Source organism: Microbacterium sp. X-17 (genome assembly GCF_039615055.1).
Map to the genome: position 1 here is coordinate 282,343 of NZ_JBDHNI010000003.1, position 19,084 is coordinate 301,426.

Annotated in this window: 19 protein-coding genes and 1 tRNA gene; 7 read left to right on the forward strand and 13 right to left on the reverse strand. The window is 70.1% G+C overall.

All coding sequences use genetic code 11. The annotated features are described in order from the left end of the window. Window positions 1–34 precede the first annotated feature (34 nt). Complete coding sequence (locus ABCS02_RS15700; RefSeq protein ID WP_345836604.1) at window positions 35–970, forward strand: LysR family transcriptional regulator; 936 nt, start codon at window positions 35–37, stop codon at window positions 968–970. A gap of 121 nt (window positions 971–1,091) precedes the next feature. Next, entirely contained in the window at window positions 1,092–2,744 is a 1,653-nt protein-coding gene (locus tag ABCS02_RS15705; RefSeq protein WP_345836605.1) for an amidohydrolase, read from the forward strand. A gap of 85 nt (window positions 2,745–2,829) precedes the next feature. Here the strand turns inward: ABCS02_RS15705 and ABCS02_RS15710 are convergent, their stop codons facing one another. The 6 genes from ABCS02_RS15710 to ABCS02_RS15735 are packed head-to-tail and all read right to left on the reverse strand — an operon-like array spanning window position 2,830 to window position 8,959. Beyond that, window positions 2,830–3,888, reverse strand: a complete 1,059-nt coding sequence (locus tag ABCS02_RS15710; protein WP_345836606.1) for an ABC transporter ATP-binding protein — start codon at window positions 3,886–3,888, stop codon at window positions 2,830–2,832. Next, a complete protein-coding gene (locus ABCS02_RS15715; RefSeq protein ID WP_345836607.1) occupies window positions 3,888–4,700 on the reverse strand; it encodes an ABC transporter permease in 813 nt (270 codons plus the stop codon). The genes ABCS02_RS15710 and ABCS02_RS15715 overlap by 1 nt, the downstream gene beginning before the upstream one ends. Then, window positions 4,697–5,671: an ABC transporter permease gene (locus tag ABCS02_RS15720; RefSeq protein ID WP_345836608.1), complete on the reverse strand. Its 975-nt coding sequence runs from the start codon at window positions 5,669–5,671 to the stop codon at window positions 4,697–4,699. The genes ABCS02_RS15715 and ABCS02_RS15720 overlap by 4 nt, the downstream gene beginning before the upstream one ends. Continuing rightward, window positions 5,671–6,801 (reverse strand): extracellular solute-binding protein, encoded by a 1,131-nt coding sequence (locus tag ABCS02_RS15725; RefSeq protein ID WP_345836609.1) that lies wholly within the window; start codon window positions 6,799–6,801, stop codon window positions 5,671–5,673. The genes ABCS02_RS15720 and ABCS02_RS15725 overlap by 1 nt, the downstream gene beginning before the upstream one ends. 56 nt (window positions 6,802–6,857) lie before the next feature. Further along, window positions 6,858–7,820, reverse strand: a complete 963-nt coding sequence (locus tag ABCS02_RS15730; RefSeq protein WP_345836610.1) for a sugar phosphate isomerase/epimerase — start codon at window positions 7,818–7,820, stop codon at window positions 6,858–6,860. Continuing rightward, window positions 7,817–8,959 carry a Gfo/Idh/MocA family oxidoreductase gene (locus ABCS02_RS15735; RefSeq protein ID WP_345836611.1) on the reverse strand — a complete coding sequence of 381 codons (1,143 nt, stop codon included), beginning with the start codon at window positions 8,957–8,959 and terminating at the stop codon, window positions 7,817–7,819. Before ABCS02_RS15735 ends, ABCS02_RS15730 begins: the two co-directional genes overlap by 4 nt. Window positions 8,960–9,105: 146 nt before the next feature. Between ABCS02_RS15735 and ABCS02_RS15740 the strand changes: the two genes are divergently transcribed. Further along, on the forward strand, window positions 9,106–10,287 hold the full coding sequence (locus tag ABCS02_RS15740; RefSeq protein WP_345836612.1) for an ROK family protein: 1,182 nt from the start codon (window positions 9,106–9,108) through the stop codon (window positions 10,285–10,287). A 99-nt stretch (window positions 10,288–10,386) separates the two neighbouring features. Here ABCS02_RS15740 and ABCS02_RS15745 read toward each other — a convergent pair whose 3' ends face one another. After that, window positions 10,387–10,881, reverse strand: a complete 495-nt coding sequence (locus tag ABCS02_RS15745) for a peptidoglycan-binding protein (protein WP_345836613.1) — start codon at window positions 10,879–10,881, stop codon at window positions 10,387–10,389. 132 nt (window positions 10,882–11,013) lie between these two features. Here ABCS02_RS15745 and ABCS02_RS15750 point away from each other — a divergent pair, with 132 nt between their 5' ends. After that, a complete protein-coding gene (locus tag ABCS02_RS15750; protein ID WP_345836614.1) occupies window positions 11,014–11,208 on the forward strand; it encodes a hypothetical protein in 195 nt (64 codons plus the stop codon). A gap of 2 nt (window positions 11,209–11,210) precedes the next feature. Here the strand turns inward: ABCS02_RS15750 and ABCS02_RS15755 are convergent, their stop codons facing one another. The 3 genes from ABCS02_RS15755 to ABCS02_RS15765 form a co-directional block, all read right to left on the reverse strand. Further along, window positions 11,211–11,840 (reverse strand): hypothetical protein, encoded by a 630-nt coding sequence (locus tag ABCS02_RS15755; protein WP_345836615.1) that lies wholly within the window; start codon window positions 11,838–11,840, stop codon window positions 11,211–11,213. A 19-nt stretch (window positions 11,841–11,859) separates the two neighbouring features. Beyond that, window positions 11,860–12,273 carry a hypothetical protein gene (locus ABCS02_RS15760; RefSeq protein WP_345836616.1) on the reverse strand — a complete coding sequence of 138 codons (414 nt, stop codon included), beginning with the start codon at window positions 12,271–12,273 and terminating at the stop codon, window positions 11,860–11,862. 296 nt (window positions 12,274–12,569) lie between these two features. After that, the gene (locus ABCS02_RS15765; RefSeq protein ID WP_345836617.1) at window positions 12,570–12,932 is read right to left on the reverse strand and encodes a hypothetical protein; all 363 of its coding nucleotides are present in this window, start codon (window positions 12,930–12,932) and stop codon (window positions 12,570–12,572) included. 138 nt (window positions 12,933–13,070) lie between these two features. Between ABCS02_RS15765 and ABCS02_RS15770 the strand changes: the two genes are divergently transcribed. The 3 genes from ABCS02_RS15770 (at window position 13,071) to ABCS02_RS15780 (ending at window position 14,586) form a co-directional block, all read left to right on the forward strand. Beyond that, complete coding sequence (locus tag ABCS02_RS15770) at window positions 13,071–13,526, forward strand: DUF1801 domain-containing protein (protein ID WP_345836618.1); 456 nt, start codon at window positions 13,071–13,073, stop codon at window positions 13,524–13,526. 128 nt (window positions 13,527–13,654) lie between these two features. Further along, window positions 13,655–14,017 carry a hypothetical protein gene (locus ABCS02_RS15775; protein ID WP_345836619.1) on the forward strand — a complete coding sequence of 121 codons (363 nt, stop codon included), beginning with the start codon at window positions 13,655–13,657 and terminating at the stop codon, window positions 14,015–14,017. Next, a complete protein-coding gene (locus tag ABCS02_RS15780) occupies window positions 14,014–14,586 on the forward strand; it encodes an AAA family ATPase (RefSeq protein ID WP_345836620.1) in 573 nt (190 codons plus the stop codon). Before ABCS02_RS15775 ends, ABCS02_RS15780 begins: the two co-directional genes overlap by 4 nt. A 232-nt stretch (window positions 14,587–14,818) precedes the next feature. On the opposite strand, the gene ABCS02_RS15785 is transcribed toward ABCS02_RS15780, so the two are convergent. From ABCS02_RS15785 to ABCS02_RS15795, 3 genes are all read right to left on the reverse strand, one after another. After that, window positions 14,819–14,892, reverse strand: a tRNA-Pro gene (locus ABCS02_RS15785). Window positions 14,893–15,126: 234 nt separating this feature from the next. Further along, on the reverse strand, window positions 15,127–16,746 hold the full coding sequence (locus ABCS02_RS15790) for a chitinase (RefSeq protein WP_345836621.1): 1,620 nt from the start codon (window positions 16,744–16,746) through the stop codon (window positions 15,127–15,129). Next, a complete protein-coding gene (locus tag ABCS02_RS15795) occupies window positions 16,746–19,067 on the reverse strand; it encodes a glycosyltransferase family 2 protein (RefSeq protein WP_345836622.1) in 2,322 nt (773 codons plus the stop codon). Before ABCS02_RS15795 ends, ABCS02_RS15790 begins: the two co-directional genes overlap by 1 nt. Between the last annotated feature and the right edge of the window lie 17 nt (window positions 19,068–19,084).

The window sequence follows — 19,084 nt, forward strand, 5'->3', positions numbered from 1 at the left end:
CAGTGCCGAAACCTGGTCGTAATGGAGGCCTCCCATGAGCAAGAAGCCGGACGTCACCCTCGCGCAGCTCCGCTACTTCATCGAGGCCGCCACGCACCTCTCGATGACCCGCGCCGCCGAGGAGCTGTTCGTCGCGCAGTCCGCCGTCTCGTCGGCCATCGCGCAACTCGAGCAGCAGGTCGGCGCGCAGCTCTTCATCCGGCAACGCTCCCGCGGGCTGACGCTCACTCCCGCCGGGCAGCAGTTCCTCGGCGACGCCCGGGCGCTCCTGCTCAACCTGGAGGAGGCGCTCGACACCGCACGCGGCATCGACAACCAGGTGCGCGGCACCATCCGGATCGGCTGCTTCGTCACGCTCGCACCGTTCATCCTCCCCGCGATCGTCAGCCGAGTGCGCGCCGAGCACCCGTACCTCGACATCGAGGTGGACGAGCTGGACACCGACGGCGCCAGGGCCGCCCTGCGCAGCGGCCGGGTGGAGCTGCTGATCGGCTACGACTTCGGCTTCGGCAACGACATCCGCACGGCGGTGCTGTCGGACGCTCCCCCGCACGTCATCCTGCCCGCCGACCATCCGCTCGCCGCGTCGCCGCAGGTGTTCCTGCGCGAGCTGTCGCGCGAGCCGATGATCCTGCTCGACCTGCCGCACAGCCGGGAGTACTTCCTCGGCATCCTCGCCGGCGCGGGTCTCCAGCCGGAGATCCGGCACCGGTCGCTCAACTACGAGACGGTGCGCGCCTTCGTGGCGCACGGGCACGGCTTCTCGATCCTCAACCAGCGGCCCAGGCACGACTTCAGCTACGACGGCGAGCGGGTGGCCGCACTGCCGATCGCAGACAGCGTCCCCGCCCTCCCCGTGGTGCTGGCGGCGATGCGGTCGGTGCGGGCGACGGCCCGGGCGCGCGCGGTGAGCGACATCGCGGCGCAGGTGGTCGCGGAGGCGCTCAATCCCGACCCGCTGCGCGCGTGAGATGACGGGGAGGTTTCGAGCGGATCACACATCTGAATGGATGATGAACTGCTCCGGTCGAAACTATTTGCGTGATCCAACACCCTCCCCGAGACTGGTCGGGAGCGCGAAAGGGACGCCGATGACGAGTCTGCACTTCACGAACGCCCGCCTGTACCTCGGCGACGGCGTCTGGCAGGACGGCGGCGTCCTCGTCCGCGACGGCCGGATCGCGGCGGTCGGGCCGGACGACGAGCTCACGGCGCTGCGGGAGGCCGGCACGGTCGTCCGCGACGCAGCAGGCGCCTCCCTCCTCCCCGGCTTCCACGACACGCACGTGCACCCGCCGATGGCCGGCAGCTCGCTGCTCGGCATCGACCTCATGCCCGTGCACGACGCCGACGCGTACCGGCGGATCATCGCCGCGTACGCCGCCGCGCACCCCGAGCTCGACACGATCGTCGGCGTCGGCTGGTACGGCGACGTCTTCCCCGGCGGCCTCCCCACCCGCGAGTTGCTCGACGGGGTGGAGGCCGACCGCCCCGTCATCCTCACCAGCCACGACGGCCACGGCGTCTGGGTCAACTCCCGCGCGCTGGAGGCCGCCGGGATCGCCCCCGACGCCGCAGACCCGCTGGGCGGACGGTTCGTGCGCGACGACCGCGGCGTGCTCACCGGCGTGCTGCTCGACACCGCCATGCAGGCGCTGGACCCGATCCTCCCCGAGCCCGGCCCGGGCGCCGTGGAGGAGGCCATCCTGGCCGCCCAGAGCCGCCTCCACTCGGTCGGCGTGACCACCTGGCACGACGCCGCCGTGGGCAAGAGCGAACTCGGGCCGGACTCGCTCGACGCCTACCTGAACCTGGCGCGGCAGGGCGCCCTCACCGCCCGCGTGGTGCTCTGCCAGTGGTGGGACCGCGACCGCGGCCTGGAGCAGCTCGCCGACCTGGAGGCCCGGCGGGAGCGCGTCGCGCAGGCCGGGCGGGTGGGTCCCGGCCGGATCGAGGCCGGCACCGTCAAGATCATGCAGGACGGCATGATCGAGAACCGCACCGCCGCCCTCCTCGACGACTACAGCGACGCACCGGGAGTCCGCGGCGACTCGTTCATCCCGGCCGAGGAGCTCGCGACGATCGTCGCGGCGCTGGACGCGCGCGGCTTCGACGTGCACCTGCACGCCGTGGGCGACCGCGCGGTGCGCGAGTGCCTGGACGCCGTGGCGCACGCGCGGACCGCCAACGGGCCGGCGGGAGGCTGCCACCAGCTTGCGCACCTCGACGTGGTCGACACCGCCGACGTCGACCGGTTCGCCGCGCTCGACGTGACTGTGAACGCGCAGCTGCTGTGGGCGCGCACGGACACCGAGATCGTGGAGCGCAAGCTCCCGATGATGGGCGACGACCGCGCGAGCCGGCACTTCCCCTTCGAGTCGCTGCGGCGGCACGGGGCCCGCATCGTCGGCGGCAGCGACTGGCCGGTGTCCGACCCGAATCCGCTGTGGGCGATGCACACCGGCACGACCCGGCTGGCGCCCTCCACGGACCCGCACGCCACCGGGCAGGCGCTCACGGAGCCGCTGCTCGCCTCGGAGGCGCTCCCGTTCGCGACCGTGCTGGACGCGTACACCGGCACCGCGGCGTGGGTCGGGCGGCTGGAGGACACCACCGGCCGGCTCTCCCCCGGCCTCGCGGCCGACCTCGTGCTCCTGGACCGCGACATCTCGGACGGCCGCGGGCTCGACGCGGCGAGCGTCGTGGAGACGTTCATCGGCGGCCGCAGCGTGTACCGCGCCTGACGCACACCCCGATCCAGGCCGACGAGACGTGACTAATCGCGGGAATCCGAGGCCGGATTCCCGCGATTACTCACGTCTCGGCGGGTCAGGCGAAGGCGTGGAGGCCTTCGGGGGCGATGGCGAAGCGGACCGGCTGGCCGGGGGTGAGGGCGTCGGCCGCCTGGGAGAGCATGGTGACCGGGATGCGGAGGTCGCCGGCGACGATCTCCGCCCGCGCGAAGGGCCCGAAGAAGTCGACCGCGCGCAGCACGCCCGCGGCCGACCCCGCGGTGTTCGCCGCGTCGTCGGCGAGGATGCGCACGCGCTCGGCCATGACCAGCACGTCGACGCGGTCGCCCTCGCGGAGGTCGTCCTGCGCGGTGGTCAGCGACAGCCCGCCGATCGCCACCCGCGCGGCCCGGCCGGAGCCGTGGACGATGCCGGTGCCGAGGGACTGGCCGCCGAGGAACTGCGCCACGAACCGGTTGCCCGGCGTCCGGTACAGCGACTCGGGGGTGTCGTTCTGCTGCACGACCCCGCGGTCGAGCATCATCACCTGGTCGCCGAGGTCCATCGCCTCCTCCTGGTCGTGGGTGACCATGATCGTGGTCAGGCCGGTCTCCCGGTGGATGCGCTTGAGCTCGCGCTGCATCTCGCCGCGGATCTTCTTGTCCAGGGCGGACAGCGGCTCGTCCAGCAGCAGCAGGTCCGGGGAGGTCACCAGGGCGCGCGCCAGGGCGACCCGCTGCTGCTGCCCGCCGGAGAGCTGGGAGGGTGAGCGTCCGCCGAAGTCGCCGAGGCCGACCAGGCCGAGCATCTCCTCCGCCTTCTTCTTCGCCGCCGACCGCGGGGTGCGGCGGGCGCGCAGCCCGTACATCACGTTCGCCAGCACAGACAGGTGCGGGAACAGCGCGTAGTTCTGGAAGACGAACCCGATGTTGCGCTTCTCCACCGACAGCCGGGTCACCTCCCGCGATCCGACCCGGATGGCGCCGCCGTCCGGTTCCTCCAGACCGGCGACGATGCGCAGCAGGGTGGACTTGCCGGACCCGGAGGAGCCCAGCATGCAGCAGAAGGCGCCATCGCCGACGCTCAGGTCCAGCGGTTCGAGGACGCGGGTGCCGTTGAAGGTCTTGGACACGCCGGTCACAGTGAGCTCGGCCATCAGTTTCCTTTGTTCGTAGAGGTCGTGAAGAGCTTGGCGGCGTTGCCGGACAGCCAGTTGAGGATGACCACCAGCAGCACCGTGGAGAGGATGATGATCGTCGCCAGCGCGTCCACATCCGGCGTCACGCCCAGGCGGACCATCGAGTAGATCTGCACCGGCAGCGTCGAAACCCCGATCGGGGCGAGGATGAGCTGGATCGCGAAGTTGTTGAACGTGATCACGAACGCCAGCAGGCCTCCCGCGATGATCGACGGCCCGATCAGCGGGATCGTGATCGTCAGGAACGTCCGCAGCGGACCGGCACCCAGCGAGTGCGCTGCCTCCGCGTAGTGCGGGTTCAGGTCGCGCAGCCGGCCGGAGACGATCAACACCACGAACGGCAGCGAGGTCACGATCGAGGCCAGGATCAGCCCCAGCGTGCTCGAGCCCAAGCCGAGCCAGCCGAACACCACCACGAAGCCGGCGGCCAGGATCAGCGCGGGCACCGTGAGCAGGGCGAGCAGGAGGCTGTTGATCGGAGCCGTGATGTAGATGCGGCTGCGCGCCATCCCCAGCGAGAGCAGCGTGCCGACGATCACGGCGAAGATCGTCGCCTGCGTCGCCAGGTTGAGGCTGGTGAGCAGCGCGTCCACCAGCGCCTGGTCGTGCGAGAGGTTCGCGTACCAGTCGAAGGTGAAGTGGAACGGGAACGTGCCGTACCGGGACTGGTTGAGACTGAGGGCGGTCATGGCCAGCAGCGGCAAGGCCAGGATGACCAGCACGACGTAGAGCCAGATCTTCATCAGCCGGGGCAGGACGGCGGTCTTCATCGGAGGACTCCTTCCGTGGTCAGCGCATCCTCGGCGATGAGGGTCTGCGCGGTGACGCTCTCCACGCGTGGCCGTCCCGCCTTCGAGACGCCCGACAGCGCGGAGCGCGACCACGACAGCAGCCCGGTCACGCCTCCGACGATCGCCAGCGACGTCACCAGCAGCACCAGCGACATCGCCACAGCGAACTGCTGGTGGACGCCCGCCGAGAGCTGCGCGGAGATGGTGTTGCCGAGCATCTGCCCGTTCGGTCCGCCCAGGATCGCGGGCTCGGCGAACGCGCCGACGGTCTGCACGAACGTGAGCGCGAAGTTCACGCCGATCATCGCCGAGCTGAGCGGCCAGATCACCCGGGTGAACACGAAGCCCTTCGACGCGCCCAGGGTCCGGGAGGCCTCCAGCACCGAGCCGCTGATCTGTTCCGAGGCCGAGTACATCACCAGGATGGCCGTGGGGATGGACTCCTGGATCAGCATCAGGATGTTCGCCGCCGGGGTGTACATGATCGACGCCTGCGGGCCGGCGAGCCCGATCGAGGACAGGAACGACATCACCGGGCCGCCCGCCTGGATGAGGCTGACGAAACCGTAGATCAGCAGCAGCTGCGACGTGATGTACGGGATGATGACGAACCCGAGGATCAGCGGCTTCGCCTTCGGGCTCGTGTAGCGGGCCAGCGCCCACGCCGCCGGCCAGGCCAGCGCGATGCTGACCACGGTCACGCAGAACGCGATCAGCAGCGTCCGGCCGAGCAGCGACATGTAGACGGCGCTGGAGAACATCTCCGTGAAGTTCTCGACCGTGAAGCCGCCGGAGCCGTTCGTGAAGCCGATGATCAGCAGCGCGACCAGCGGGAGCAGGGCGAACAGGACGAGCAGGAGGCCGCCGGGCGTGAGCAGGAAGCCCGTGCCCAGGGTCCCCCTGGCCCGCCGCCGGGGACGGCGGGCCAGGGACAGCGGGGCGGTGGTCATCAGGAGCCGGCTTTCACCTGCGTCCAGGCGTCGACCCACGACTGGAGCCGGTCCGCGGGCTGCGGGAGCTGCAGCGCGAGGCTCGAGATCTTGTCGGGGTTCGCCTGGAGGCGGTCCAGCGTGGCCGGTTCGAGCGAGGCGACGACCGACTTGTTCGCCGGGGCGGGCGAGGAGTCGGCGGGGGTGTTCGCCCACTTGGTGAGGAAGTCCTTGCCCGTCATGTAGTTGAGCCACTTGTAGGCGAGGTCGAGGTGCTGCGTCTTGGCCGCGATCGCCCAGTTGTCGATCCAGCCGACCGCGCCCTCCTTGGTGATCTCGTACTTGAAGTTCGACGTCCCTGGGGCGTTGCCGGCGATCAGGCCGCCGATGCCGTCGGAGTTGGCGATGCCCGCGACGATCGAGCCGCTGGCGATGCCCTTCGCAAGGTCGTCGGTGGACGAGTACAGCAGCTTGGCGTTGTCCTTCAGCTTCTGCAGCGCCGGCGTGACCTTCGCCATGTCCGGGTTCTGCGGGTCCTCACCGAGGTAGAGGGCGGTGATCGGGACGAGCACGGTCGCGTCGTCGATGAGCGCGATCTGACCCTTGTACTTCGGGTCCCACAGCACGCTGAGCGAGTCGGGCGTCGGCGTCACCTTGCTGCCGTCGAAGAACAGGCCGGTGCTCCCCCAGGTCCACGGAACGCCGTAGAGCTTGCCGTCCTTGCGGATCTCCTTGCGGCCCGAGAAGTCCGAGTAGAAGTCGTTGTAGTTCGTCAGCTTGGAGGTGTCCAGCTCGTGGAAGATCCCCTGGTCGATGCCCTGGCCGATGTACTGGATGTTCGGGAGCGCGACGTCGATGCCGCCGTTGGCCTTGTTCACCAGCTGGAGCTCGTTCGACTCGGAGTCGATGTACTGGAACTTGAGCGTGGCCCCGGTCTCCTTCTTGAAGTCCGTGGCGACCCAGGGCAGGTCGGCGCCGTAGCCCTTCCAGATGGCGACGGTCAGGGTGTTGCTGCCGCTGCCCGAGGCGCTCGGCGACAGCGAGCACGAGGTCAGGGCGACAGCGGCCGCGACGGCTGCTCCGACGGCGATGGTGGTCCGTCGTGCGATGGAGCGGCGCCGTTGCCCTTTGGTGCTGCGTGAGTCTTTCACGTCATTCTCTCCTTGTTGTTGTGGTGCGTCTGTCCACTCTTGGCGGTGGGGGTGGGTCAGAGGATGCCGGCGGTGGCGTCCTCCAGGAACGTGCGGGCCGCGATGAGCTGCCCGACCGGGTCGGAGGCGGCGTCGAGCTCAAGCAGGATGCCGCCCTCGTACCCGATAGCGGCGAGCGTGGCCGCGAAGGCGGGCCAGTCGACGACGCCCTGGCCGGCGGCGCGGAAGTACGGGCGGTGCCGCTCCCAGATGCCCCCGTCCACGAGCGCGTGCTCGCGGAAGGCGCCGGCGGCGTCCTTCCAGTGCGCGATGACGACCCGCTCGCGGTGGCGCGAGACGAGCTGGACCGGGTCTCCCCCGCCGAGCACGATGTGGCCGGTGTCCGGGCAGAACGCGACGAGGAACGGGTCGGTCAGCAGCAGGAACAGGTCGACGTCGCGCGGCGTCCAGAACACCGAGTGGCTCTCGGTGTGCAGGGCGAGGGTCACGCCGTGGCGCTTCGTGATCGCGCCGACCTCGTTGGCGATGTCGGCGATCGGCGCCGCGGTCGCGAGGTCGACCGGCGCGAGGCCGTCGCCCTCCGCGTTGTTGCGGCGCATCGGGAGCCCGGCGACCAGGAAGGAGGCGCCGATGCCGGCGAGGAAGGCCGCCTCGGTCTCCGCGGCGGCGAGGATGGCGGCGCGCGTGGCCGGGTCGGTCACGTCCTCCGCGTGCTCGATGTCGGCGAAGTAGGCGCTGACCACCGAGAGCCCGCGGCGCTCCAGCTCGGCGGCGAAGGCCTCCGCCGACCCGTAGGCGGCGATCGCGGTGAGGCGGTCGGCGGGCGGGAAGGTCATCTCGAACTCGGCGACGCCGGCCTCCTGCAGGGCGTCGAGGATGGTGTCCCAGACCCGGCGCGGCTCGGCGGCCGCGAGGGCCCCCAGCTCCTCACTTCCGTTGAGCCCCCAGAAGCCCGGGTCGAAGAAGGTGATCAGGTCGACGCCGAAGGCGCGGGTGGTGGTAGGTGCGGTGGCGGTCATGCGATCGCGGTCTCCTCGAGGGATGCCGAGCGCCAGGTCTCCGTGGAGAGGGCGGGGCGCTCGCAGGTGGTGGTCAGGGTGTGGACGCCGTCGGTGCCGTTCGCGATCGCGTCGAGCACCTCCAGCACGTGCAGGGCGAAGTCGGCGCTGGTGCGGTGCGGCTCGCCCGTCAGCGCGGCGGCGAGGTCGGCGACGCCGGGGCCGCGCAGTGGGAGCAGCTCCTCCGGGAGGCCGTCCGTGAAGCCCTCGATGACGGCGGGCAGCTCGCGCCACTCGTCCTCACCGTGCAGGCGCACACGCACCGCGTCGTCGTAGTCGTTGGGGTCGGGGACGCTGAGCGTGCCCTTCGAGCCGTACAGCTCGATGAACGGGAGGTTGTGGTCCCAGACGTCGAAGCTCGCCAGCACCGTGCCGACCGCGCCGGAGGCGAAGTCGAGCGTCGCCGAGGCGTGCGTCGGGATGGTGACGTCGATGGACTCCACTCGCCGGCCCGGGGTGGAGACCGGACGGACGGTGCTGCCGATCCGGGCGCTGGCGTACACGCTCGCGACCGGGCCGAGAAGGTTGACCAGTGCGGCGATGTAGTACGGGCCCATGTCGAGCGCGGGGCCGCCGCCGGGGATGAAGAGGAACGTGGGGTCCGGGTGCCAGAGCTCGGCCTTGCTGTGAGTGACGAACGCGCTCGCGCCGATCACCTCGCCGATCAGGCCGGCGTCCACCGCGGCACGCGCGGTCTGTCCCGCCGAGCCGAGGAAGGTGTCGGGCGCCGAGCCGAACAGCACGCCGCGCTCACGGGCCTCGGCTACCAGCGGCGCCGCCGTGGCGAAGGAGGCCGTGAGCGGCTTCTCCGTGAAGACGTGCTTCCCCGTCGCGAGGAGGGAGCGGGTCACGCTCTCGTGAGCCAGCGGCGGGGTGAGGTTGACGAGGATGTCCACGCCCTCCGCCGCGGCCAGCTCCTCCACGTTGGCGAACACCGGGACGCCGTAGCGCTCCCCGGCCGCGTGGGCGAGCTCCTGGCTCAGGTCGGTGCAGCCGACGATGTGGAGGCCGTCGAAGCGCTCCAGCCCGCGGAAGTACGCGCCCGAGATGTTGCCGCAGCCGACGATGCCGACTCCGATCCGGTCTTTCTGAACAGTCACGCTGGCCCTTCTTCGTCGAAGCTCTCGGCGAGGAAGCACGTTTGCTTTTCGCCGTTGAACGGGAACGTTAGCAATTATGCGCGGTAATAGCAAAACTATTTTTTCTCGCGTAAGATCAGGCACTGGCACGAAGGGGTAGACCACACATGGATCATTCGGAGATGCGGCAGCGCAACGCCGCCAGCACGCTCGGCATCCTGTACCGCACCGGTCCGGCGAAGATGACGGAGCTGCAGCAGGAGTCCGGGCTGTCGCGGCGGACGATCGAGCTGATCCTCGACGACCTCATGGACTCCGGCTGGGTCGTGGAGCTGGCCGCGGCCTCCCCCGACGCCCGGCCGGTCGGCCGTCCCGCGCGGTCCTTCGCGTTCCGCTACGACGCCGCGTGCGTGGTCGCCCTGCAGCTGGAGGCCGGCCAGATCCACGCGACCGTCGCCGACCTGGCGACCACGATCCTCGGCGACCTGCGGGTGCCGCTGCCGATCAAGACCTCCCGGGCCGAGCGCCTCAGCCTCCTGGACGACTGCGTCACCCGGCTGCTCGCCGAGGCGGCCGTCGACCGGTCGGCCGTCGTCGCGGTCACGGTCTCCACCCCCGGCATCGTGCGCGACGACGGGATGGTCGACCTCCCGATGACCATGCCCGAGTGGACCGGCTTCTCACTGCGCGACGCGGTGGGCGAGCTGTTCGACTGCCCGGTGCGCGTCGAGAACGACGCGAAGGTCGCCGCGCTCGGCGAGAAGTGGTCGCGCGACGGCGAGGTGCAGGACTTCGCCTACATCTTCTCGGACAGCGAGCGCATCGGCATCGGTCTCGTGCTGCGCAACGAGCTGTACCGCGGCCGCGACGGCGCCGCTGGTGAGGTGAGCTGGGCACGCGACCTCGGCCTGCACGACCTGGTCAGCCCGCTGCTGGTCGACCTGGACGACGAGCTCGCCCCGGGCCACGCGGCGACCTGGGACCTCGTGACCGCCGCCCGCGCCGGCGAGGCGCACGCGCTGGCGGAGGTCGACCGCCTCGCGAGCGCGCTCAGCACCGGCGTCACGCTGATCGCCTGGCTGCTCGCGCCGGAGGAGATCATCCTCGGCGGCTCGCTCGGCACGCTGGCGGACCTCCTGATCCCCGCCCTCGAACGCAAGCTGGCCACCAACGACCGCCCCATCGAGACGCGGCTGCGCGGCTCCCAGTACGGCGACGCCAGCGTCCTGACCGGCTGCCTCCGCATGTGCATCGAGTCCCTCGGCGACCAGCTGTTCACGCCGGCCGGCGTGGCCACCATCGGCCAAGCCCGAATACCCCTCCCCGCCCCCGAAGAAGCCGCCAGCTAACCCCGACGCACCTTCACGGTGCCAGGAGATTCGCGCCCGACACGCACCGAATCTCCTTCAGAACCCCGTTCGGAAGGAGATCCAGTCGTGTCCTCCTTCTCAGGAGGTCACGTACTCCAACCCGACCGCCGTCTCCAGCGTCGCGCTGGCCGCGTGCAGCGACACGCTCCACGTCTGATCCCCCACCACGCCGTCGACCGCGATGCCGCCCCAGCCCTGGAAGGCCTCCACCGACGCCCGGGTGTGCGGCCCGAAGATCCCATCGACGCCGCCCGGCGTGACGCCTCCCCACTGGTCGGCCCCGTTGGTGAGGACGGTCTGGAGGCTGGAGACGACCGCCCCGGTCGAGCCCTCGCTCAGCACCGGCATCGGCCCGCCGTCCGGGAGGGCGGCCCACGTGAGCGGCCCCACGATCCCGTCGGGCACGAGCCCCGCACCGCTCTGGAAGTCGATGATCGCGGCCTTCGTCGCAGGCCCGAAGATCCCGTCGACGACGACGCCGAGGTTCGGTGTGCGCCGCACCGCGCGCTGGGCCCGCCTGACCGCGTCGCCGGTGTCGCCCTCCTGCACCGTCGGCTGTCCTGGATTCGGCATGATGACTCCTCTCGTCCGAGCGCCGCCAGTGTGGCAGACCGCCCGGTCTACGGCAAGCCGCCGATCCTGGGCGTTCGTGGCCTCCCCGCGTGGCCGCGCGTGTCCCGCGAATGGGGGGCCTACCGTGGGCGCATGGCGATCAGAATCGAACTGCGGACGGCGGACTGCCCCGTCTGCGGAAAGCGCATGGACGGCACCGTGAAGATGCTCGGCAACCCGGGCCAGGTGGGCTTCCGCACGGCCCCGCAGGACGTGCACTGCGTGTCCGGCTGCGAGCGCGCGCTCGGCGACAACCGGGAGCGGATGCTGGGGGTGTTCCAGGAGTAGGGTCAGCCGCCGCCGCCCTGCGCCTCCAGGAACGCACCCAGCTGCCGGTAGTAGACGAGCAGCTGGATTCCGGCGACCGCGAACAGTACGAGGGAGACGACGCACAGGATGAGCGGGATCAGCAGCGTCGTCCCGATGGCGAACCCGAGGACCATGAGCGAGAGGCCTGCGTACAGCGGCGCGATCCCCAGGGTCGCGCGACGGAGCTGCCGGCCGGCGGCGACGATCGTGTCCGCGTGCTCCGGGTCGAGGGTCCGCTTGCCCCTGAGCTGCTTCATCACCGCCTTGCGCTCGCGCCGCGTCAGGGGGCTGGTCACGGCCCGCCAGCGAGTCACATAGTGGTGGGTCCGCACACCCCAGACGAAGCCCACGAGCGCCACCAGGAAACCGACCGCGGACAACGCCAGCCCCGCGACCGCCCGGACGCTCACGCCCTCACCGGACGCGTGATGGGCGGGGCGAGGGAGGGCGAAGGCGAGCACGATCCCGAGCAGCCACGACGCGACGAGGAGTCCGAGGATCCACGCCGGCACGCGGCGACGCCGGCGCCCGAGGCCGTCGTCCGCGACTCCCTGCGCGAGTTCGTCGGCCGCGTGCCAGCGGGCGGCGGCTGGGTCCTCCACTGTGGTCACAGCCGTGGCCCCGCGAGCGTCATGGCCGGGCGGCGCGGCCCGACCGGAAGTACTCGCTCGCCGGCGGGATGAACACCAGGATCGTGGCGACGACGCCGAGGACCAGGCGGAGTGCACCCACGCCGAAGAGGCCGAGAGCCCCGGTCAAGGACAGAGCGGTGACGATCAGCAGGACGATGCGCGCCCAGTTCGCACCGCGCCGCATGAACACGGCGAACAGCACGTACGCGACGATGTAGAGGACGCCGACGACCACACTCGTGGTGACCAGCACCCCGACCGCCGCGCTCGTGTCGCCGGCGGAGAGCTTCCCGCTCTGCTGCACCTGCGACACCGCGGCCCCGGCTGTTGCGATGGCGACGATCATCATCACGAGACTGACCGCCGCACAGGCGATGTAGAGCCAGAACGCGGTGTTGACCCGCGACGGCACCGCCGCAGCTCCTCCGCCAGCCCGTGCTGCTGCTCCCGCTGATGTGTTGGGCGTCTCCGCTTGTGGCGCGCGCTCGCTCATCCCTGATCTCCTTCGTTCGGGAAGTCAAACCGGTCGTCCGACCGGCGACGCACACGGTAGGCCTCACGTTGCGTTTGAGCAATGGTCACTTTTGCGACGGCGCACCGTTCTGCGGGATTCTTAGCCGCGTCTTAGACCCCGTAGGTGAAGATTCATCAGCGACGTCGGCGGCCGCCCTCCCCCAAGGCAGTTCGCCGCCGGCGCCGCTTTCCGACTCACTCCTTGCGCCGCATCCACTGCTCGCGCATGAACATCCGGCCCCACCACGCGCTGAGCCCGTTGCCCTCGAACTCCTCAGGATCGGCGTCGAGGACCTCGGTGCCCTGAGGCTTCGGCAGCGCGGCCGCGTCATCGCTGGTGAGGCTGGTCTGCACGGCGCCCGTCGTGATACGGCCGACGAGGTCCGCATCGACGAAGCGAAGCCCTGCGGACGTCTTCACCGCGATCCCGTCGAACAGGTCGATGGTGCTGTCCTGGAGGACATACTCGACCGTGCCGATCTCGGCGCCGTCGGCGGTGAGGACGCGGGTGCCCTTCGGGAGGGCGGTGTAGGCGATGGGGGTGTCGTCGTTGGTCACGGGGAGACTGTACGCCCGCACCCGCTTGTCGACTCCGAGTGCCGTCGCGCCGCGCCGACGGGTCGCCCGCTTCGGTCGACCCTCCGGTAGCGTGGGCGCCACTCCGAACGACACGAGTGGAAACCGAGGAGCGCCGACATGACCGACACGAACGAGCCCGGCGGACTCTCGGTCGTGGAGCGGACCGCGATCAAGGCCCGCGCCGCGGAGCTGAGGGCGGAGGCCAAGCGCGCGAAAGCCGCCGACAAGGCTGCGGCCGACGCGGCGGACGTACTGGCGAAGATCGCCGAGATGCCGGACGGTGACCGTGAACTCGCACAGCGGTTGCATGCGATCGTCGCAGAGGTCGCGCCGGGGCTCTCCCCCAAGCTGTACTACGGCCAGCCCGGGTACGCGCGGGGCGGGAAGGTTGTGGTGTTCTTCCGGAGCGGGCAGGTCGACAGGGTGCGCTACTCCACGCTCGGGGTGAGTTCGGAGGCGATCCTCGACGATGCGAGCGGGATGTGGGCGACGTCGTATGCGCTCAGCGAGCCGACGGAGGCGGCGTGGGAGCGGGTTGTGGAGGTTGTGCGGCGGGTTGGTGGGGACCATTAGCCATGCAAGCCATGAACTCCAGGCCGCAGTCTCCTAACCACTCGCTGCACCGCCACGCCCGCGCAGAGACCGACGTGCGCGAACACTTTCCCCTTCATGGCCTTGTAGCAAGCTGCTACAGTTGTTGTATGGGATCGATGCCTACCCGTGTTGACGGCGAATTGTTCCAAGCGGCACAGATGGCCGCTCGGACGCAGAGCCGCAGCGCGGCCCAACAGATCGACCACTGGGCACGCATCGGTCGCGAACTCGAGGCCTCTCCGAGGGTGACTAACCAGGCCGTTCAACTGGTGCTCTCCGGGCAGGGCTCCTATGACGCGCTCTCTGAAGAGTCACAGGCAGTCGTTCGAGCGGACTGGGAAGAGCGGATCGCCGCGAACCTGGCCGCGCTCGACCTTGCTGCGGAGTTGCGCGCGGAAGGTGATCCGTGGACTGAGGCGACCGCCGACGGCACGTCCGTTGTGCGCACCCCACGTCCCGACTCGGCATGAGCACGCCGCTCCTACACCTGCTTGCCGGTCCGAACGGTGCAGGCAAGACCACGTTCGTGGACCGCATCCTCATCCCAGCAACCCACCTGCCGTTCATCAATGCCGATCGCATCGCAGCCAGCCTGTGGCCCGGCGAAGAGGAAGCCCACGCATACCAAGCTTCTCAGATTGCCGCGCGTGAGAGGGCCGATTCAATGCGGGAGCTGCGCTCGTTCATTACCGAGACGGTGTTCAGCCACCCCAGCAAGGCGGATCTCGTCCAGCAGGCCGTCGACTATGGCTACTTGGTGACCCTGCACGTTCTCCTCGTTCCCGAGGACGTAGCCGTCGGCCGCGTCAGCTACCGCGTCAACCACGGCGGCCATACCGTGCCTGAGACGAAGATTCGGGAACGCTATCACCGCCTCTGTGCACTCATCGCCGAGTCGCGACACTGTGCAACCAGGGCGGTGTTCTACGACAACAGCGTCGCAATGCCGGCGTTCCGCACCGTTGCCGTCTTCGATCACGGCGCTCTTGTCGGCAAGGCGGACTGGCCGAGCTGGACCCCTGAAGAGATCCGTACCTAGAGAGGACGTCTCACAGGGGGCACCTATGAGCGCAAGGTTTGTCCACGCGTTCTCCACGCCCGTCGCCAGGCTGCGCCCCACCCGCTACCCCAAACGCCGTCTCACGCTGCGCGTTCGTCGGCGCCCGGGGCCCCTCGCGGGCGGGGACCCCATTAGTCAGTGCGAGTTCTGAAAAAGCCGGAGGGGCACTGGTCGCTTTGCGACCACGTGCCCCTCCGGCTTTTTCAGAACGTCGGGCTGACAGGATTTGAACCTGCGACCCCTTGACCCCCAGTCAAGTGCGCTACCAAGCTGCGCCACAGCCCGTTGCTGTCCCGCCCAGGCCGTGAGAGCGCCAAGCAGGACAACTCGTCTATCTTAGCGTGTCGGCGGGGCCGGTCGTGACCAACCCGAAAGCCACAGGCCCCGCCGACACAGCGCCGCGCGGCCTTCCTCCCGACGAGGGAGGCGCGACGCGACGCCCGGACCTCCCGCCCCGCAGCGGTGCGTCCAGGGGGGTCGGCGGCGGGATGCGCGCAGCGGCAGCATCCCGCCGTCGAGTCACTTCTGGGTGGTACCACCGCCCAGGATCGTGTCGATCTCGTCCTGGGTGAGCGGGGCCCAGGGGGACGAGTCGGGGTTCGCGCTGGCGGCCTCCGGGCTGTCGCCCTTCGTCCACCACTTCGCCTCGAACGGCACGCCGTCGAACAGGATCCGGGCGCCCTTGTCGTAGGCCGTCTCGCCGCTCCAGTTCGGGTAGGTGCCGGGCGGGAGGGTCGGCTGCGGGATCGGCGACTCGCCGGGCAGCACCGGTCCGACCAGGTCCCACGGGGTCTCCCACGCGTTCAGCACCGGGTTGTCCGGGATGTCGCCCTTAGTCCACCACTTCGCCTGGTACACGTTGTGGTGCCAGGTGACCTTCGTGCCCTTCAGGTACGAGTTGCTGCCGGACCAGATCGGGTACGGCGAGTGGGCCGGATCGTCGGTCGCGGCGGCGGAGGTCGGCTCGGCCGTGGTGACCGCGCCCTCCCCCAGCGCGATGCGGCCGTCGAAGCCCTTCGAGAGGAGGCCGGCGAAGGTCTGCTTGCCCTGGTTCACCCCGCTGCACGCGTCCGACACCACACTCGTGTCGACGTAGTTGGAGCCGCAGGTCTTGTCGCGGTTCGCCGACCACATCGACATCCGGCCGATGCCCGTGGAGACCGCCCACGCGTTCAGCGTCCGGGCGTCGGCGAGGCCGAAGACCTGGCCCTGGTCGTCGTTCTGGCCGATCATCGGGGTCGCGCCGATCTTCGACCACAGGCTCGGGTCGGACTGGTGCGTGCCGGCCCGGTCGTAGAGGACGCCGAGCTGGCGCTGGGCGGCGGTCAGCGCGGCCTCGGAGGTCGCGGCCATCGACTTCCCCGCCTCCTTCGCGGTGCCGAAGTCCATGGTCATCAGGTTGACGCCGGACAGGTCCACCTTGGCCTTCAGCATCGCGGACACCGCGTTGGTGCCGTCCACCGTCAGCCCGGTCGGCGACACCGGGAGGGTCAGCCAGACGGCGAGGCTCTTGCCGGCGGCGCGGCGCTCCTGCTGGAGGTCGTGGATGGCGGTGGCCCGGCGTCCGGCGGCCTCCGTGTTGACGAGGCCGTCGCCCTCCAGGTCGAGGTCGACGGTGCCCACCTTGTAGCGGTCGACGACCGACGCGTACGCCTCCTTCAGGGCCGTCGGGTCGGTGCAGCCGACCGCGAGCTCCTCGTTCCGCTGGCCGCCGAACGACACCGCGACGGTGCCGCCCTGCTGCTGCAGGCGGGCGATCCGGCGGTCCAGGTCGAGCGAGCCGCGCGCCTCCGCCATCGTGTATGCGCCGCCCCAGGAGGGCGTGCACGGGTTCGTCAGGTCGGACACGATGAACGAGAGCACGGCGTCCTTGGTGGAGGTCGCGCCCAGGTTCTCGAACGCGTACTTCGGGGTTGCTGTCACGTCCACGAAGGAGGCGAACCACGGCTTCACGTCCACCGACGCCCGCGCGCTCCACCACTGGAAGCCGACCACGCCGGCCGAGACCACGACCACCGCGACGAGGGCGGCGCCGATCACGCGCAGAGGCGAGAGGCGGCGGCCGGAGTCGGACTCGGGAGCCTGCAGCCGGTCGGTCGCGGAGGCCTCCGCGGCGGCCTTCCTTTCTTTGCGCGACATCAGGCGGCCTGCCGTTCGCCGTCAACCGACGGGGCGTCGAGCGGCGCGTCATCCCGCACCGCCGTGCGCTCCACGTGCGGCACGTCGCCGCCGGCATGGCCGTGGTAGAGCACCGACCGCCAGTCGATCGACTCGGGCGCGGGCGCGGTCGCCGGGGCGGAGCGCTTGCGCTTCTTCTCGACGTACAGCGGCTTGGTCAGGCCGAGCCAGATGTCCACGATCGTGTTGCCGATGCCGATGTAGGCGACGAGCGCCCAGATCGCCAGCGAGGCGTTGAAGGCGGCGAACGCGGCGTTGCCCCAGTTGTGCGCGTTCCAGTCCCGCCACAGCGTGAACAGCGAGAACGCGATGATCGCCAGCGGCGCGATGACGTACAGCAGCGGCGACGCGGTGCGGTTCTTCACCTTCGGGGTGCGGGCGAACGGGATCTTCTTGCCGGTCAGCGACTGCTGGATCGACTTGAGCACGCCCGCCAGGTTCACCGGCAGCAGGATCAGGTTGAAGCCGTAGATCCGGAAGATGTCCGTGGCCTTGTAGCCGGCGTAGCGGAGGTCGCTGGCCTGGCTGATGAAGTACGGCAGCGCGGCCAGCAGCACCATCGGGCTGAGCAGCCGGCCGTCGTACGGGTACGCCAGCAGGAACACCAGGCCGAAGCTCGCCCAGCAGATGGAGGCCATGTAGTTGACCCGCAGCAGCAGCTCGATGCGCGAGACGCTCTCGCCGCGGCGCTTGCGCTCCCTGACCTGTTTCCACAGCTTCGGTAGGATGAGGAGGCCGCCGTTCGCCCAGCGGCGGCGCTGCACGATCAGCGAGCCGAAGTCCGGCGGGGTGGCCGAGTAGCTGAGCCGCTCCGGGTAGTTCACGAGCGTCCACCCGTGGGTGCCGAGGTCGATGCTCGACTCGGTGTCCTCGATGACGGTGCGGTCCTGGATGTACCGGCGCACCTCGAAGCCGCCGACCCACTCGGTCTCGACGATGTCCTCCAGCGCGCGCTTGCGGATCACCGCGTTCGCGCCCACCCAGAACGTCGCGCCGTAGAAGCTCTTGCCCTGGTGGAGGATGTGCTGGATGTCGGTCGTCGCCCCGGCGAGGCGCTCGATGCGGGTGCCGGCGCCGCGGAACGACGAGTACGGGGTCTGCGTCACGGCGACGCGGGCGTTGTCCGGCTGCTGCAGGAAGTACGTCAGCCGCAGGCAGTACTCGCGCAGCAGGATGGAGTCGGCGTCCAGGGTGAGCAGGAAGTCGCTGTCCGGGATCTCGATGTCGCCGGGCCGGCGGGAGCCCGCGGGCACCGGGTTCAGGATCGGGCCGTCCGGCGTCTCCTCGACGCGGTACGTGCCGCCCATCAGGCCGATGTAGGCGTTGAGGTTCATCGCCTTGTTGGCCTCGTGGGAGAGGGACGCCCACTTCTTGCGCTCGAAGATCATCAGCTCGGCGTCGAAGGTCCACGCCAGGCGGCGGTAGAGCTGGGCCACGCGCTCGGTGGTGAGCGCGGCGCCCTCGCTCACGGCGGCCGTCACGGCCTCCGCCGTCAGCGCCAGCTCGTCGCCGAGCGCGCGGAGCACCTGGTCGGCGAAGAAGACGTCGACGTGGTCGTCGATCCCGTGCGCGTCGGCCTGGGCGTAAAGCCACTCGGCGGCCCAGCGGTAGTGACCGGCCAGTTCAAGGGCGGCCTCGTCGTCGGCGAAGGCGCGCTCGTCGCTCAGCTCGAAGCGCAGCAGCGCGTCAGAGAAGCGGAAGCGCGGCTCCGCGAGCTGGCCCGTGATGCTGTCGGCGAGGGCGCGGGTAGCGTGCAGCCGCTCGGCCACGGCCGGGTCGGTGGGGTTCGGGTTGTCGTCCACCAGCAGCACGACGCGCATGGAGGGGAACTCCTGCAGCGCGGCCGAGAGCAGCGTCATCCGCACGACCTCCGGCTCCTCCGCGTAGGAGGGCACGAGCACCGTGATGGAGGGCTGGTGCTGGGCGAAGTGCCGGTCGAGCTCGGCGCGGGGAACGCGCACGTGCTTCTGGAAGCGCTGCAGCGCACCCTGCCGGGCGACCAAATACATCAGCGCGGAGAAGGTGAGGAAGGTGACGACGACCGTGTAGCCGATCGCCTCCATCGTGAAGCGGAAGTCCTGCGTGCCCAGCACGAGGAACTGGCGGATGATCGTGGTGACGACGTAGATCGCCCAGAAGATGATCGTCGCCACGATGGCGACGCGACTCCAGGTGACTTTCCGGTCCGAGGGCTTCGGGTGGACCGTGGGCAGTGGTTCGGTGCGGCGCTCGGCGCCCCATTGCCGTTTTCGGGCGTGCGTGTATGAACTTGTAGAACTCATTTTCGGGTATGCGTCCT

Excerpts from the sequence above, each read along its gene's own strand:
- ABCS02_RS15700 (WP_345836604.1), top strand. The coding sequence starts at position 35 with ATGAGCAAGAAGCCGGACGTCACCCTCGCGCAGCTCCGCTACTTCATC.
- ABCS02_RS15705 (WP_345836605.1), top strand. The coding sequence starts at position 1,092 with ATGACGAGTCTGCACTTCACGAACGCCCGCCTGTACCTCGGCGACGGC.
- ABCS02_RS15710 (WP_345836606.1), bottom strand. The coding sequence starts at position 3,888 with ATGGCCGAGCTCACTGTGACCGGCGTGTCCAAGACCTTCAACGGCACC.
- ABCS02_RS15715 (WP_345836607.1), bottom strand. The coding sequence starts at position 4,700 with ATGAAGACCGCCGTCCTGCCCCGGCTGATGAAGATCTGGCTCTACGTC.
- ABCS02_RS15720 (WP_345836608.1), bottom strand. The coding sequence starts at position 5,671 with ATGACCACCGCCCCGCTGTCCCTGGCCCGCCGTCCCCGGCGGCGGGCC.
- ABCS02_RS15730 (WP_345836610.1), bottom strand. The coding sequence starts at position 7,820 with ATGACCGCCACCGCACCTACCACCACCCGCGCCTTCGGCGTCGACCTG.
- ABCS02_RS15740 (WP_345836612.1), top strand. The coding sequence starts at position 9,106 with ATGGATCATTCGGAGATGCGGCAGCGCAACGCCGCCAGCACGCTCGGC.
- ABCS02_RS15745 (WP_345836613.1), bottom strand. The coding sequence starts at position 10,881 with ATGCCGAATCCAGGACAGCCGACGGTGCAGGAGGGCGACACCGGCGAC.
- ABCS02_RS15750 (WP_345836614.1), top strand. The coding sequence starts at position 11,014 with ATGGCGATCAGAATCGAACTGCGGACGGCGGACTGCCCCGTCTGCGGA.
- ABCS02_RS15770 (WP_345836618.1), top strand. The coding sequence starts at position 13,071 with ATGACCGACACGAACGAGCCCGGCGGACTCTCGGTCGTGGAGCGGACC.
- ABCS02_RS15775 (WP_345836619.1), top strand. The coding sequence starts at position 13,655 with ATGGGATCGATGCCTACCCGTGTTGACGGCGAATTGTTCCAAGCGGCA.
- ABCS02_RS15780 (WP_345836620.1), top strand. The coding sequence starts at position 14,014 with ATGAGCACGCCGCTCCTACACCTGCTTGCCGGTCCGAACGGTGCAGGC.
- ABCS02_RS15790 (WP_345836621.1), bottom strand. The coding sequence starts at position 16,746 with ATGTCGCGCAAAGAAAGGAAGGCCGCCGCGGAGGCCTCCGCGACCGAC.
- ABCS02_RS15795 (WP_345836622.1), bottom strand. The coding sequence starts at position 19,067 with ATGAGTTCTACAAGTTCATACACGCACGCCCGAAAACGGCAATGGGGC.